Genomic DNA, 13,841 nt, shown 5'->3' on the forward strand with positions numbered 1-13,841 from the left:
TGAAATCTCCCTTATTGAAGGACTTAAAGCCTCTCATATCGAGGCGGCGAAGCCGCGAACGCCTGGACGGCCAGTCCTATAAAATATAGGCAATGAGCACGAACCTCGAAACAGCCCTGACCGCCATGCTCGAAAAGGCCGCGCATGAAGCTGGCCTAACAGTTCTTTCCGCAGAAGCAGGCACAGACTTCAGCAATCGTCCCACAGCAAAATTCAAGCTGTCGCTTTCACCCGATGCGCCGGCAGAGCGCACATTACAGCTTGAGTTGAGCGATGCCTTCAACTTCCAGAAGCCGGAGCTTCTGCCTGAGATGACCTCCTACCTGCGAGAGGCCGCCAAGCGCCTGCACAATCCACGTCCGGATGTGTATGTGACGCTTGAAGGGCTGCCGTTAAGTCTTGGCGGATTCGGCTGGCCGTTCCATCGCTCGACTTCCGGCTCGGATACCTACATCGTCCACGGCGTCGCGCATCTGGAAGACGGCACAGGCTCGCCGCTGCACACGAAGATCGCCGCAAGCATGACAGTTACATTTGCCGAGATCGTGCCCGCGCCTGAGCAGCCCTACGCAGAAACATTCATCTTCAACGCCATCCGCAAGACCTTCGACCTGGGCCAACTCGAACTGCTCAAGAGCGGCAACCGCCAGCCCGTACCTGTGACCACGCGCTACTACAGCCGCTGGCAGAAAAAATTCTTTTTCACGGACACGACTGACGAGTCACGCCTCGAATTCCTGAAGCTCAAGACCTACTGGCTCTCGGGAGTTCTGGGAAACAGCCAGCCGGTCTGGATTGCCGATCCGCGCGACGCGCAATACCTGAACACCACTCCCGAAGAACTCGCCCGCATGGCTGCCGACCTCGCAAAACAGGGGCTGGTCACGCTGACGGACGATTATGCCGCAGCCACTCCGGCATTGACTGGGCTCACCGACGAGTTCCACGCCAAGCTCCAGGCCGCGCTCGACATCACCAAACCATCCTTCAACGAAGAAATGCGCGCCGGCCACACCAACATGTAGGACTGGCCCCTTCGGCTTCGCTCAGGGCAGGCTCCCAGGCGGACGCGGCTTCGCCGCCTTTCGTGCAACTCGTTGCTGCTTTGCTGGTCGTCATTCTGACGACCTCAAGAGCCGAGTCTGGTTATGAGCTGGTATGGTCGCAAAATTGGACTGATGTGAATATTGCCAATTCAGAGCCCCAGCGTCTAATACTTGCGTCCGCTGACAGGCATCGCCGTTTTTGCGTCGCGCAGATACAATTGTCTATTACGAAGATTTTCCGCTGAAAAAGGGTAGAGAACCGGACGAATGAGTTTGCAGTCACGCATCAGCATCTTCACCTCAGTCTGCGAAAACCACGCAGTCTGGGCGCCCCTTACCAGGAAATGGAAGTTCACAACTGCCATCGCACGCGGGTCGTATCTGGCCGTAGTGCTGGCTCTTCTTCTGGTTCTTCCTCAGGCCCATAGCCAGACCTTCGCAACCATCGGCACCCGCACCAGCCTTTCTGTCGTAAAAGACAACGCGAAGACTACGCTGACCGTCACGGTGAAGGATCCCACAGGCGCTGCTGTCTCTGACGGGACGGTCAGCATTATGAGTGGCGACACATCGCTCGGCTCGGCCTTTGTGAATCAGGACGGCACGGCTACGCTCACTCTGGACGGGCTGCCTGCAGGCGTAAAACAGGTCACTGCTGTTTATTTGGGAAGCGACAGCCACGCTGCCTCCGCATCGGCCAGCGCAAATGTGCAAGCAGACGCAACGACCGGGCTTCCGGATTTTTCCATCTCGGCGAACCCGACTTCCCTCTCGCTGACTCCCGGCGAGTATGGGGCAGTAGTGGTCACAATAACTCCGAGTAGCAATCTCTTTACCCAGTCGGTCACGCTGACTGTGTCGGGGCTGCCGAACGCGAGCACGGCAACCTTTACACCGCAGATCGTTACGCCGACCTCATCAGGAGCAGCGGTCACCAGCAGCCTGCAGATCCAGACCACGGCTGCTTCAGGATTGAATGAAGGCCTTCCCTTCGGCGGCAATGCATCGCATATTGCCTACGCCCTGGTCTTTCCCGGAGTGCTTGCCCTTGTGGGAATTGGCGCCCTGCGCCGCCGTTCAGGATTGCGTCTTATGGGCCTGGCGCTGCTCCTGCTGGCCAGCATGTCAGGTCTGACAGCCTGCTCGCAGCGCTATGGATACCTGCATCATCCGCCTTCATCGAATCCCGGAACCACCGCCGGCTCTTACAACGTGACGGTGACGGCATACTCGAACAACGGCGGCCAGGTTACAACCCACACTCTGCCGCTTGCTGTAACGATCAAGTAATTAGCGCTTCACGGGCTATTTGCCAGCGCCGCGGAAGAAGTGGTCGATGAGGTAATCGCGCAGCTCGATATTGAAGCTGCGTGTGTTCTGTTTTGCGTCCTCAGCATCCGTGTTGTAAGCCACGATATACGCGCTATGGCTTGCGGGATCGAGATTGATCTGGCTGCGGAATCCGTTCTGCCAGCCGGGGTGGCCGATCAGAGTGAGATTGCCATCTTTGTGCACAAAAAAGCTTGCAGCAACAAAATCCTGCGCTCCGGAGCGCGAAGGAAAGTCTTCATCCGGCGTAACCGGCAGCAAAGGCTTCCACATCTCTTCGAGTGAAGATCGCTTCAGTATGGCATCGTACTCGGCTTGATGCGCAGGATCGCCGAGCAGGAAGCCGATGTACTTAAGCATGTCCGGGATTGGTGAATTGAGGCCGCCGTTCGAGCGTGTGATGCCCGTGTTGAAGTCGAATGGGTCTTCGGTGAGCTTGCCGTCTTTCAGATCCCAGCTGTGCGAGCGGTATTGCAGCAGATGATATGGGCTGCGGTCGAAATAGGTGCAGTGCATGCCGAGCGGCTTGAAGATGTTCTTATCCATGTAGACCTCGTACTGATCTCCGGAGAGGCGCTCGATGATTTCGCCAAGAAAAACAATCGCCAAGTTGGAGTAGCTGAATCGTGATCCTGGCAGGAACTTTACGTCGGTATACGGCAGCATGGCGACAATCTGCGACCACTGTGTCGGCTCAAAGGGCTGCCACTCGGCATCGCGCCAGGGCCAGGTCGCATCGCGGAATCCGTTTGAGTGCGACATAGCCTCGCGGATGGTGATCGCGGAAACCGGGCCAAAGGGATCATGCACGGTGGCGAGCTCAGGAATGTACTTGATCAGTGGATCGTCGAGTGAGAGCAGACCACGGTCGCGCAGCTGCATGATGGCGATGCCGGTAAATGTCTTGGTAACTGATGCCCAGTGATACGTCGTGTTTTCATCGACGGCCTGCGTTTCACTCTGGCGGCCATAATAATCATGAAAGATGACTTTGCCATCGCGAACCAGTGCGAGGCTGCTGCCGACGATTCCATTGCGGCGCAGACCTGATTCATAAAACGACCGGATTTCCTGCGAAGCGGCGGGCGCTTTTGTCTGCGCTGCCAGGCATGAGGCGATGAGGCAAACTGCGAAGAGAGAACGACTGGGAATGAGCATGGTCGTAATGCTCGGATTGTAGAGGATGCCAGCCTGATGCAGCATACAAAATCAAGGGTCTTACAAAACTGAAAGACCCATCGCTCGTGAGTAAAACATTTCCACCGCGATGCGCCATTACAATGCGGATATGCCGAAGGCCATCTCCAAATTAGCCGACCATGAGCCTGCCAAGCCATACTTCAGCGAAGAGGCGATGAAGTTTCTGCGCGGCCTCAAACGCAATAACAAGCGTGAATGGTTTCAGGCAAGGCGCGATATCTTCGAGCGCGAACTAAAGCGCCCCATGCTGGCAGTCATAAACCAGGTAACAGACGCAATGACCGATTTTGCGCCAGCGCATGTGCGTCCAGCAGAGAAGAGCATAATGCGCATTTATCGCGACACACGCTTTTCCGCAGACAAGACGCCCTATAAAACACACGTATCTGCCTGGTGGACGCGCGTCGGGCTGGAGAAGACTTCCGGCGGCGGATTTTACTTTCACTTCTCGCCGACTGAAGTTGTGATTGCGGCCGGCATATACATGCCGCAGCGCGAGCAGTTGCTAGCCATCCGCATGCAACTGCTTGAGCACCATGAAGAGCTGCGGCGTCTTTTGCATGACCGGAAGCTGCGCAAGCTGATGGACCTCGATCTGGACGTTCGCGCACTCACGCGTCCGCCGAAGGGCTTTGCTGCAGACCATCCGGGAATCAACCTGATCCGACAGCAGCAATGGGGTGTTCTGGCGCGGCTGCCGGGAGAAACGGCACTCAAAAAAACGCTGGTGAAGGAGATTGTGACGCGCTTCCGGCTGGCCGCGCCAATTGTCGATTTCCTAAATCGGCCCTTCCGGCGTGATGTGGAAAAGAAGCGCCAATACATCTTCAAACTGGTATAGACGGCGCTTTCCGCAAGGAATACACTACGTCAAATCACTTCCACGGAAACATCACGCAACCGCTGCTGGCAAGGCTTTCCGAGTGTTCGATTCTGGTCAAAAATCGCGGAAAATCCATAAAAAAGGCATAAAATCAGGGAAAAACCTGAAATAATCGGGAAAAACCTGTGGAAACAGGGCTTTTGCCGTTGACAAAGCTTGCGAAAAGTCGCAAGGTAAACGGCGGTAGGTTTTTTTGAGAGCCGCATGAATACAGGGTTTTCCCGCTATTGCGCGAGAAAATCCGCCAGGGCGGAATGAAGAAACCGAAGCACGCGAAACCAGATTTCAGGTTCTGGAAAAGCGAAATAAGAACCAGGAGGATTTAAAAAAATGGCAACTGGAATGACCAAGACAGCTCTTGTCCGTCACCTGGCGGAGAAGCTGGAATTGACAAACAAGCAGTCGGCTGCATTTCTCGATCTGCTTGCAGAGACAGCGATCAAGGAAACGAAGAAGAACGGCCTCTTCGTGATTCCCGGACTCGGACGCCTTGTGAAGGCAGAGCGCAAGGCGCGCATCGGCCGCAACCCGCAGACGGGCGAGCAGATCAAGATCAAGGCAAAGACCGTGGTGAAGTTCCGCGTCGCCAAGTCCGCCAAGGACGTCATCGCCCCGCCGAAGAAGTAGCTTTTCGCGCTACAAAAGATCAAAGAGGAAACGGATTTCCGTTTCCTCTTTTTATCTATCCTGCCCGACAGAAATCCATCTACTCCTTTCGATAAAATATAGAGTCACAGCCATGAAGGGCACATGGAAAGCCATGGGTTCCATTTTCAAGGACAACCGCGACTGATGGATATCACAAAGCCTCGAGGCTCGTTCTATGTTGTGCAGCCCGATGACTCTTCCATGCCTGTCCCCTTTCTCTATGAAGAAGACGGCTCTGTGACGCTCTACTTCCGGATCGGCGCCGTGCAGAGCAGGATGCTCGACGATGCACCGGAGAAGCTGCTTCTTTCCTACACGCGGACGATGATGTCGTTTCTCCGCTTATTCCGCCCTGCTCCACGGCATATTGCCATGATCGGGCTGGGAGGCGGCTCGATGGCGAAGTGGTGCTATCGTCACCTGCTGCATTCCGAGATCACTGTCGTTGAGATCAACCCGCACGTCATCTCCTTCCGCGACCGTTTCCATATTCCCGAGGACAATAGCCGATTTCGCGTTCTCTGCGAAGACGGCGCAGATTACGTAGCCAGAATCTCAGGTGAAGTCGACGCGCTTATCGTCGACGGCTTTGACATCGACGGTCAGCCGCCCGAGCTGTGCACCGAAAAGTTTTATGATGACTGCTACCAGGCTCTCTCTCCCTCGGGATTCATGCTGGTCAATCTCTGCGGACGGAATGACCGGGCCATTACCGCGCGCATCGCCAAGAGCTTTCAGGAGCAGGCGCTGGTGGTGAGACCCGAGGATGGCAGCAACAAAGTTGTCTATGCCTATAAGGGCGACCCTCCATGGTCTCAGGAAGAGACGCCGGGCTCATTTCTGATGAGGCTCAAGGCCATCGAGCACAAGCGGGATTCGTATCTATTAACAGGCGACTAACCCCTACTGGCGCGCCACTCTCATATCCGAGCGAAGGGCCTGCAGGATTCCCTCCAGGATGGCCTTCGGACTCGGAGGGCAGCCCGTAACCGTGTGGTGGACAGGGATGACGTTCGCAATGCTGCCGCGGTTTGCATAGCTCTTGCCGAAGACTCCGCCACAAGCTCCGCAATCGCCAACCGCGACTACTAATTTTGGTTCAGGCACCGCATCGTACGTGCGCTTCAGCGCTTCTTCCATGTTGACTGATACCGGACCGGTAACCAACAGCATGTCCGCGTGACGAGGGCTTGCGACAAACTTAATGCCTTTGCCTTCGAGGTTGTAATAAGGATTGTTGAGCGCCTGGATTTCGAGTTCGCAGCCATTGCAGGAGCCGGCATCGACATGGCGGATGGTAAGCGCCCGCCCGAGCACACTCCAGATATCGTCCTGCAATGCTTCAGCCGCTGGAGATGTTGCGGGCTCCGTGACGATCCCTGTGCGCACCATGCGTGAAAGAACATCAAACACAAGTCACCTCATCCATCGTGTCCGCTGTAGGACAGGTTGAAGGATTTATTGATGAGCGGAAAATCCGGCACAATGTTGCCGAGAATCGCGTATTCCAGCAGCGGCCAGTTCTGCCACGATGGATCATGCGCGTGGCAGCGCCGAATGGCGCCATCCCGGCCGGTTTCAACAGCGATCATCACCGGCCCGCGCCATCCTTCAATCAGGCCGATTCCCAGGTGATCAGGCTCGGCAACAGGAACCTGCGCCTGTATGGGCCCGGGCGCAAGATCTTCGAGCAGAGCGCGGCAGAGTCTCAGTGACTCGAGAATCTCGTCGAATCTCACCTGCACGCGCGCGGCGACATCGCCATAAGCTTGTGTAATGAGCTTTGGTGGCAGCCTGTCATAAGGCGCCCACGGATGATCGACGCGCAGATCAGATGAAATGCCCGATGCGCGCCCAGCCAATCCAAGCGCACCGAGACTTTCAGCCAGTCTATGCTCTAAACGTCCTGCCTCGCGGAAGCGGTCCTGAATGCCGGCGTGCTCATCGTAGATCGAACGCAGGTTGAGAACACTGTCCTGCAGCTCCTGATACTGCCGCAACAACTGGCCACGGGCATGTCCCGGCAGATCGACCGCGACGCCTCCGGGCAGAATGTAGTCCATCAGGTAGCGCGCCTGGAAGGTGACGGTGTTTGTGCGCAGCAGATCTTCTTTCATCCGCGAGAACTGAGTAAGTCCGAAGGCGAAGCCTGCATCGTTACCCAATGCGCCGAGATCACCCAGATGGTTGGCGATCCGTTCATGCTCGAGAGCGAGGGCCCGCAGATTCGTTGCCCGGTGAGGGACAGCCGTCTGCGTAATGGCTTCCAATGCCGCGCAATAAGCCCACGAGAATGTGACAGCAGAATCGCCGGAGACACGCGCTGCAAGGCACTGTCCTAATTGCTGCGGCATTCTCTCAAAGAGCTTGGCGATGCCTTTGTGTTTGTAGCCGAGCCGCTCTTCCAGACGCAGCACCTTTTCGCCCACAACGGAGAAGCGGAAGTGTCCGGGCTCGATGGTGCCCGCATGGACTGGGCCGACAGCAATCTCATGAACGCCATCGCCTTCTACAGTCACGAATGGATACGGCTCCGATACGACCGGATACTGCACACTGCTGTCGACATCCTTCCGCAGAGGAAACACTGTTTCAGGCCATCCGCCATGCCACAGCCAGCCGCGCGTATCAGATTCGTTGGTTGCAATCCCCAGCAGGTCGTGCGCGGCACGCTGCATCCGCAACGCAGACGGAAACAACTCGGCGAGGCTCGGATACGAGAGATTTTCTACGTTATGGATTGTGTGTTCCACCACCAGCACGGTCTTTGGTAGAAGGTAGGAAGCATAAATACGGAAGCACTGGCCGCGGTCGCGATCATCGCTTCCCCATAGCGACATCAGTCGCGCTCCAGATTTGCGCAGAGCTTCTGCCGTCCGCAGCCACTGCTCGCCGTCCACACGCAGCAGTTCTGCCTTGACATTCGCGGGAAGCTGCACGGGCTGCTGTTCGAGAAAATCGAAGCTCATGTCCATCATCCAATCAGCTTTGCTGCCGCCCTGTACCACTCAGCCAATGCCGGCGGCATATACAGTCCCAGAACCAGCACCATAGCCAGATGAACAAAGACCGGCACCAGCGCAGGCGAATGCGGCAGGGGCTGCGCATGACTCTCTCCGAAAACCATGGGCTGCACCTTGCCGAAAATGCCGGCAAAGGCCACACCCAGCGCGATGAGAAGAAACGGAGTCGCCCAGGGATGGTCGCGCATGGCCGTGGTGAGAATCAGAAATTCACTTGAGAAAACACCGAAAGGCGGCATGCCGAGAATTGCAAGCGATCCAAGCATCAGGCCCCAGCCGATCGTGGGACTGACTCCCACGAGGCCGCGAATGCCGTCGATGTTCTGTGTGCCCGCAGTCTGCGAAGCGTGGCCTGCAGTGAAAAAGATCGAGGACTTGGTGAGCGAGTGAACCGTCATGTGCAGCAGTGCTGCGAAATTGGCCACGGGACCGCCCAGTCCGAACGCAAAGGTGATGATGCCCATGTGCTCAATCGACGAATAGCCGAAGAGCCGCTTGATGTCCCGCTGTCTCCACAGGAAGAATGCACCGAGTATGGCAGACAGCAATCCGAAGGTCATCAGCATGCGGCTGGGCAAAGAAAAACCGATCGAGCCTTCCACCAGCACCTTGCAGCGAATTACCGCATAGAGCGCGACATTCAATAGAAGCCCGGAGAGAACTGCCGAGACCGGCGTCGGGCCTTCAGCATGAGCATCCGGGAGCCAGTTGTGCAGTGGCGCGAGTCCGACTTTTGTTCCGTATCCCACGAGAAGAAATACAAAAGCCAAGCCCAGCACGCGCGGCTCAAGATGTGTTTTCACCGCGTCGAGGTGCGTCCACAGCAGCGCCGTCATGCCTTCGCGACCCAGCATCTGTTCCGCGGCAAAGTAGAGCAGGATCGTGCCGAAGAGCGCCTGTGCGATTCCGACACCGCAAAGGATGAAATACTTCCACGCCGCTTCAAGGCTGGCCCGCGTGCGATAGAGCGACACCAGCAGCACGGTGGATAGCGTCGCCGCCTCCATGGCGACCCACAGCAGCCCCATGTTGTTAGTGAGCAGTGCCAGCAGCATGGCTGCCATAAAGAGCTGGTACATGCTGTGGTAAAGGCGCAGGCGCAGCGGGTTGAGACGTCCATGTTCTTCCTCAATGCGCATGTAGGGCCGGGAAAAGATGGCCGTCGTGAACCCCACAAAGGCCGTCAGCGCGACCAGGAACACATTGAACGAATCGACAAAGAATTGCTCGCGCCCAACCAGCATCGGGCCGTATCGAACAACACGCAGAACCAGCATCGCCGCCGCCGTCAAGGTAGCCAGGCTGAAAACTACATTCAGCTCAGGCGCAAAGCGGCGCGCTCCGAACAGCGCCAGCACAAGCGCTCCCAGCAACGGCAGACCCAGCACCAGCAGTATCTCCAATTCATTCCTCCTTCAGCGCTTCAAGATGGTGCAGGTCGAGGCTGTCGAACTGTTCCCGTATCTGGAAGAAAAAGATTCCCAGGATGAAGACGCCGACCAGCAGATCAAGCGCAATGCCCAGCTCGATCACCATGGGCATGCCATAGGTCGCGCTGGTTGCGGCGAAGAACAGACCGTTTTCCATCGCAAGGAAGCCGATCACCTGAGTCAGCGCTTTCCGGCGCGTGATCATCATGAGGAACGCCAGCAGAATCACGGCAAGAGCGATGCCGAGCGTATGGCGCGTGATGGTCGTTGCCATCATGCTGATGGGCTGCGCCAGTCCAAATGCAAAGATCACCAGGACAAGGCCCACCAGCATGATGGTTGGAATATTCACCAGCGTCTCGCTGTCCCACTGCGCGCCAAGCCTGTAGATCAGCCGGTGCAGAATCCATGGCAGCACGATGACTTTCAGGATCAGCGTAAGCGTAGCCGAATAATAGAGCTCCGTAAGCCCGGAACTATAAGCCACCAGGCAGGTCGAGAGAGACAATATGGCACCCTGCCAGGCGAGGAGCGTAATCAGTCGCTGCGTGCGCCGCCGCGAGAGCATGGCAAAGGAGATAAGCAGCAGGCCGGAGGCCAGAACATTCAGCACGGGACCGATGGAAGCACGCAAAGGCATCTATTTAGCTCCTATCAGCAGGTGAACCAGCAAACCAAGAACGGCCAGAAGAAACGCAATGGACAGATACTCCGGAGCGCGGAAGACGCGCAGCTTTGCCGACAGCGACTCGATCAACGCCAGCGCCGCGCCGCAGACCGCAAGCTTTGCTAAAAGAGCGACAACCGCCAGCAGTATCGCAGCAACTCCGTCGCGTCCGTCCACAGCTATGCCCCAGGGAAGGAACAAAGCAAAACCGATGCAGGCGTAATTGAAAAGCTTGAGGCTCGATGCCCACTCGACCAGAGCCAGGTGCCGCGCTGAATACTCAAGCAGCATCGCTTCGTGGATCATCGTGAGCTCGAGATGCGTCGCCGGATTATCAATCGGGATGCGGGCATTCTCCGCCAGCAACACCATCACGAAGGCAATCGCAGCAAAAGCCAGACTGGGCTCAATGAGAAACGGATGCGTGTAATAAAACTCAACCAGGCTCGGCAGGGCGGTGCTTCCGGAGATCAGGAATGCATTGAACAGCACCATCAGCAGGGCCGGCTCGGCAAGAAAACCAATCATCATCTCGCGCCGCGCGCCCAGTGTGCCGAATGCTGTGCCGATATCCATAGCAGCCAGCGAAAGAAAGACTCGCGCTGTGGCAAACAAGCCGATCAGTGCGATGGCATCCGCCGCGCGCGCGAAAGGCAGATCGGTGGCAAGCGAAGGAATGATGGCCGCTGCCAGAACCATTGTCCCGAAGAGCACATAGGGCGTCGTCCGAAAGAGTGGGGATGCATCCGTGGCCAGCGCCGCATCCTTATGGAAGAGCTTGCGCAGCATGCGATAGGGCTGCAGCAGCGATGGCGCCGATCGGTTCTGCATCCATGCCCTGCATTGCGCAATCCATCCGGCAAAGAGCGGCGCAATCAGGATCGCCAGAACGACCTCGCCGAATTGTCGAACGAATGTGATTCCCCTCATAGCACAAACACCAGCAGGCCCAATAACGTCAGAAAACTGTAGAGCAAATAGATTGAAAGCCGGCCGCCCTGCAGCACGCTGATTGCATCGGCAAGGCTCTGCACTCCATGCCCAATGGGCAGATAGATCGCGCGCCACAGCTTGTCTTCAATCCGGATTCTGTAGTGCGGAGATTTATCCGTCGGCGAGGGTAGATGGCGCTCCATCTGAAAGAAAGTCCCGAAGATATGCCTAATCGGCTGGCCAAATCCTTCGGCTGTATCCTGCATGCGCGCGGTCTGCCACGGATAGCCGCAGTCCCACGGAGCTGTTCGGCGGATGCGTCCATGAGCCAGAAGCCGCACCAGCGCAAATGTGACGCTCAGGACACCGACAATTACAGCGAGAAAAATCACGCCGCTGTACGAGGCCTGCTCCGGCGCAACGGGAGCAATCTGCAAAAGTGAGCCACTGGAATGTATCGTCTCTCCCAGCAGCTTGCCTGTGACTATGCCCGCTGCCTTCAATGCAAACTGCGGCAGCACGCCAATCAGGACGCACCCAAGAGCAAGCCATCCCAGGCCCAGGCGTTCGAGCCAGTTGGCGTCATGTGCGTGCACGAGTGAAGCCTCCCGGTGTTGGCCGAGAAAGATGACGCCGTAGAACTTCACCATCACGTATGCAGCCAGAGCAGCCGTCAACGCCAGCACTGCTGCTCCGAGTGGAATCAGCATATTGATGAACGCATGCGGCAGCTGCGGCGTAAACAGAAATGACTGCAGCAGCAGCCATTCGGAAACAAAGCCATTCAGTGGAGGCAGGCCGGCAATCGATAGCGTGCCGATCAGAGCCAGAGTCGCCACCCATGGCATGCGGCGGATCAAACCGCCGAGTTTGCCCAAGCTGCGCTGATTCGTAGCATGCAGGACGGAGCCGGTAGCCAGAAACAGCAGGCTCTTGAAGAGCGCGTGATTGAGCGCGTGAATCAAAGCGGCAGTGAGAGCGAGGGCCGCAAACAGCCGCATATTGCTCGCCGCAAACAGAATGGAGAGTCCGATGCCGGTAAAAATCAGGCCTACATTTTCAATCGAGGAATACGCGAGCAGGCGTTTCATGTCCGTCTGCACGGCGGCGAAGATTGCCCCGAAGAGCGCAGAGAAGAGCCCGAGCACGAGCATCAGCACGCCCCACTGCCAGAACTGCACATGCAGCAGATCAAAGCTGATCCGCAGCATTCCGTAGATTGCCGTCTTCAGCATCAGGCCGCTCATCATCGCTGAGACCGGCGAGGGCGCAGCAGGATGGGCCTGCGGCAGCCACACGTGCATGGGAACCAGGCCCGCCTTTGCGCCAAAGCCCAGCAGCGCAAGCACAAAGGCGGTCGTCGCCCATGCGGGCGCAAGCGAGGCGCTGCGCATCGCATCAAACGTGAATTGCCAGCTTCCGCCCTGCATCACGCCAAAGCTGAGCAAAATGCAGATCGCGCCCACATGGGCCATGATGAGATAGAGAAAGCCGGCGCGGCGAATTTCCGGAATACGATGCTGCGATGTGACCAGGAAGTAGGAGCTCAGCGCCATCGTCTCCCACGCCACCATAAACAGGTAGGCATCGTCGGCAAGAATCACGACTGCCATGCTGGCAAGGAACACGTGATATTGCAGGCCAAGCAGAGCCGGGGCCGTACCTTCACCCGAACGAAAATATCCCGCGGCGAAGATTGAAATTCCCGTTCCCCCCAATCCCAGCAGCAAAAGAAAAAATCCCGACAGCGCATCCAGGCGCAGGTGAAAAGGAAGATTCGGCAGACCCAGCGGAAGAACCAGGACTTCCGGCGCGTGGCCTGAAACGAGAAAGACTCCTGCAACAAGGGCAGCTCCAAAGCAGCCCAACGCTCCGAGAGGAAAGAGAAAACGGGCAACAAAACCGATGCTGAACGGCCGGAGCAATCCGGCAAGGCCAAGCATCACCCACACGCCGGCAATCAACAGAAGAGAATAGAGAGCATGCTCCGGCCATGTTTGCCACGCAAGGCTCACCGGTTCGCCTCCATCTCGCTCAGCATCTCCAGCGACTCTTTCAGGTGCGTCTGAAAATAGCGGCGCATCAGATCCAGTACTTCATTGATGATCGGGTCGCGAACCGAATAGAAAACCTGATTGCCGGCCTTGCGATTCACCACAAGCTGCTTCGAGCGCAGCACGGCAAGGTGTTGGGAGATGTTTGCCTGCTCCATCCCCAGCTTCTCAATGAGCTCGCCGGCCGAGAGCTCTCCATCTGCGAGCAGCTCCATGATGGCAATCCGGGTCGGATGAGCGAGCGCCTGGAAGATATTGGCCTTAAAGCGACGCAGGGAGTCAGGCATATACACTCCAAACAATATTGGAATATTCGAGTCTTCGCATATAGTATGCCACATACAGAACCGCAGATGATGCGATTGATGGACTGGCTTACGCGCATCTCTATGCAGAAACGAGGTAATGGGCAATGCCAACGCTACTTTAATTACGCTCGTAACAAGCCAACCCTTGTTTCTGTTCCTGCATATAATTACGCTATTGCCATTCCCTCTCGGAACGAAAATACACGCTTCTGTTCGATTTCCTCCCTGCGAACGGTTGTCAGCTGCGCTGCCCGAGGGCAAAACTAACGCCATCTGCAATAAATGGCGCAAATCATAAGTGTCCGTCTTGGTTTCACATG

Annotated in this window: 13 protein-coding genes; 5 read left to right on the plus strand and 8 right to left on the minus strand. The window is 56.8% G+C overall.

Features of this window, described 5'->3' with window-relative positions; all coding sequences use genetic code 11:
* The first annotated feature begins 92 nt into the window (after window positions 1–92).
* Together AC5S16_RS06520 and AC5S16_RS06525 are read left to right on the plus strand one after the other, a co-directional pair.
* Window positions 93–1,025, plus strand: coding sequence for a hypothetical protein (locus AC5S16_RS06520; RefSeq protein WP_493929230.1), 933 nt, complete (start codon window positions 93–95; stop codon window positions 1,023–1,025).
* Window positions 1,026–1,313: 288 nt separating this feature from the next.
* The gene (locus AC5S16_RS06525) at window positions 1,314–2,336 is read left to right on the plus strand and encodes an Ig-like domain-containing protein (RefSeq protein WP_493929231.1); all 1,023 of its coding nucleotides are present in this window, start codon (window positions 1,314–1,316) and stop codon (window positions 2,334–2,336) included.
* A 15-nt stretch (window positions 2,337–2,351) separates the two neighbouring features.
* Here AC5S16_RS06525 and AC5S16_RS06530 read toward each other — a convergent pair whose 3' ends face one another.
* Window positions 2,352–3,578: a serine hydrolase domain-containing protein gene (locus AC5S16_RS06530; RefSeq protein WP_493929232.1), complete on the minus strand. Its 1,227-nt coding sequence runs from the start codon at window positions 3,576–3,578 to the stop codon at window positions 2,352–2,354.
* Window positions 3,579–3,642: 64 nt separating this feature from the next.
* On the opposite strand from AC5S16_RS06530, the gene AC5S16_RS06535 reads away from it, so the two are divergent.
* From AC5S16_RS06535 to AC5S16_RS06545, 3 genes are all read left to right on the plus strand, one after another.
* Complete coding sequence (locus tag AC5S16_RS06535) at window positions 3,643–4,416, plus strand: DUF2461 domain-containing protein (RefSeq protein ID WP_493929233.1); 774 nt, start codon at window positions 3,643–3,645, stop codon at window positions 4,414–4,416.
* A gap of 372 nt (window positions 4,417–4,788) precedes the next feature.
* Window positions 4,789–5,085 (plus strand): HU family DNA-binding protein, encoded by a 297-nt coding sequence (locus AC5S16_RS06540; protein ID WP_493929234.1) that lies wholly within the window; start codon window positions 4,789–4,791, stop codon window positions 5,083–5,085.
* Window positions 5,086–5,250: 165 nt separating this feature from the next.
* Window positions 5,251–6,006 carry a spermine/spermidine synthase domain-containing protein gene (locus AC5S16_RS06545; protein WP_493929235.1) on the plus strand — a complete coding sequence of 252 codons (756 nt, stop codon included), beginning with the start codon at window positions 5,251–5,253 and terminating at the stop codon, window positions 6,004–6,006.
* A gap of 3 nt (window positions 6,007–6,009) precedes the next feature.
* Here the strand turns inward: AC5S16_RS06545 and AC5S16_RS06550 are convergent, their stop codons facing one another.
* Genes AC5S16_RS06550 through AC5S16_RS06580 form a run of 7 tightly spaced genes read right to left on the minus strand, consistent with a single transcriptional unit; the run spans window position 6,010 to window position 13,500 of the window.
* Entirely contained in the window at window positions 6,010–6,519 is a 510-nt protein-coding gene (locus AC5S16_RS06550) for an NADH-quinone oxidoreductase subunit B family protein (RefSeq protein WP_493929236.1), read from the minus strand.
* Window positions 6,520–6,527: 8 nt separating this feature from the next.
* On the minus strand, window positions 6,528–8,075 hold the full coding sequence (locus AC5S16_RS06555) for a hydrogenase large subunit (protein WP_493929237.1): 1,548 nt from the start codon (window positions 8,073–8,075) through the stop codon (window positions 6,528–6,530).
* 5 nt (window positions 8,076–8,080) lie between these two features.
* Complete coding sequence (locus tag AC5S16_RS06560) at window positions 8,081–9,532, minus strand: hydrogenase 4 subunit F (RefSeq protein ID WP_493929238.1); 1,452 nt, start codon at window positions 9,530–9,532, stop codon at window positions 8,081–8,083.
* A gap of 1 nt (window position 9,533) precedes the next feature.
* The gene (locus AC5S16_RS06565; RefSeq protein WP_493929239.1) at window positions 9,534–10,199 is read right to left on the minus strand and encodes a hypothetical protein; all 666 of its coding nucleotides are present in this window, start codon (window positions 10,197–10,199) and stop codon (window positions 9,534–9,536) included.
* Window positions 10,200–11,156: a respiratory chain complex I subunit 1 family protein gene (locus tag AC5S16_RS06570; protein WP_493929240.1), complete on the minus strand. Its 957-nt coding sequence runs from the start codon at window positions 11,154–11,156 to the stop codon at window positions 10,200–10,202.
* Window positions 11,153–13,174: a hydrogenase 4 subunit B gene (gene hyfB / locus AC5S16_RS06575; RefSeq protein WP_493929241.1), complete on the minus strand. Its 2,022-nt coding sequence runs from the start codon at window positions 13,172–13,174 to the stop codon at window positions 11,153–11,155. Before hyfB ends, AC5S16_RS06570 begins: the two co-directional genes overlap by 4 nt.
* Window positions 13,171–13,500, minus strand: a complete 330-nt coding sequence (locus AC5S16_RS06580) for an ArsR/SmtB family transcription factor (protein WP_493929242.1) — start codon at window positions 13,498–13,500, stop codon at window positions 13,171–13,173. The genes hyfB and AC5S16_RS06580 overlap by 4 nt, the downstream gene beginning before the upstream one ends.
* Window positions 13,501–13,841: the final 341 nt, after the last annotated feature.

The organism is Acidobacterium sp. FHG110202_01, assembly GCF_059115305.1.

Bases quoted from the DNA above. Each gene is read 5' to 3' on its own strand.
- AC5S16_RS06570 (WP_493929240.1), bottom strand. From the start codon at position 11,156: ATGAGGGGAATCACATTCGTTCGACAATTCGGCGAGGTCGTTCTGGCG.
- AC5S16_RS06555 (WP_493929237.1), bottom strand. From the start codon at position 8,075: ATGAGCTTCGATTTTCTCGAACAGCAGCCCGTGCAGCTTCCCGCGAAT.
- AC5S16_RS06535 (WP_493929233.1), top strand. From the start codon at position 3,643: ATGCGCCATTACAATGCGGATATGCCGAAGGCCATCTCCAAATTAGCC.
- AC5S16_RS06530 (WP_493929232.1), bottom strand. From the start codon at position 3,578: ATGCTGCATCAGGCTGGCATCCTCTACAATCCGAGCATTACGACCATG.
- AC5S16_RS06580 (WP_493929242.1), bottom strand. From the start codon at position 13,500: ATGCCTGACTCCCTGCGTCGCTTTAAGGCCAATATCTTCCAGGCGCTC.
- AC5S16_RS06520 (WP_493929230.1), top strand. From the start codon at position 93: ATGAGCACGAACCTCGAAACAGCCCTGACCGCCATGCTCGAAAAGGCC.
- AC5S16_RS06545 (WP_493929235.1), top strand. From the start codon at position 5,251: ATGGATATCACAAAGCCTCGAGGCTCGTTCTATGTTGTGCAGCCCGAT.
- AC5S16_RS06565 (WP_493929239.1), bottom strand. From the start codon at position 10,199: ATGCCTTTGCGTGCTTCCATCGGTCCCGTGCTGAATGTTCTGGCCTCC.
- AC5S16_RS06540 (WP_493929234.1), top strand. From the start codon at position 4,789: ATGGCAACTGGAATGACCAAGACAGCTCTTGTCCGTCACCTGGCGGAG.
- AC5S16_RS06525 (WP_493929231.1), top strand. From the start codon at position 1,314: ATGAGTTTGCAGTCACGCATCAGCATCTTCACCTCAGTCTGCGAAAAC.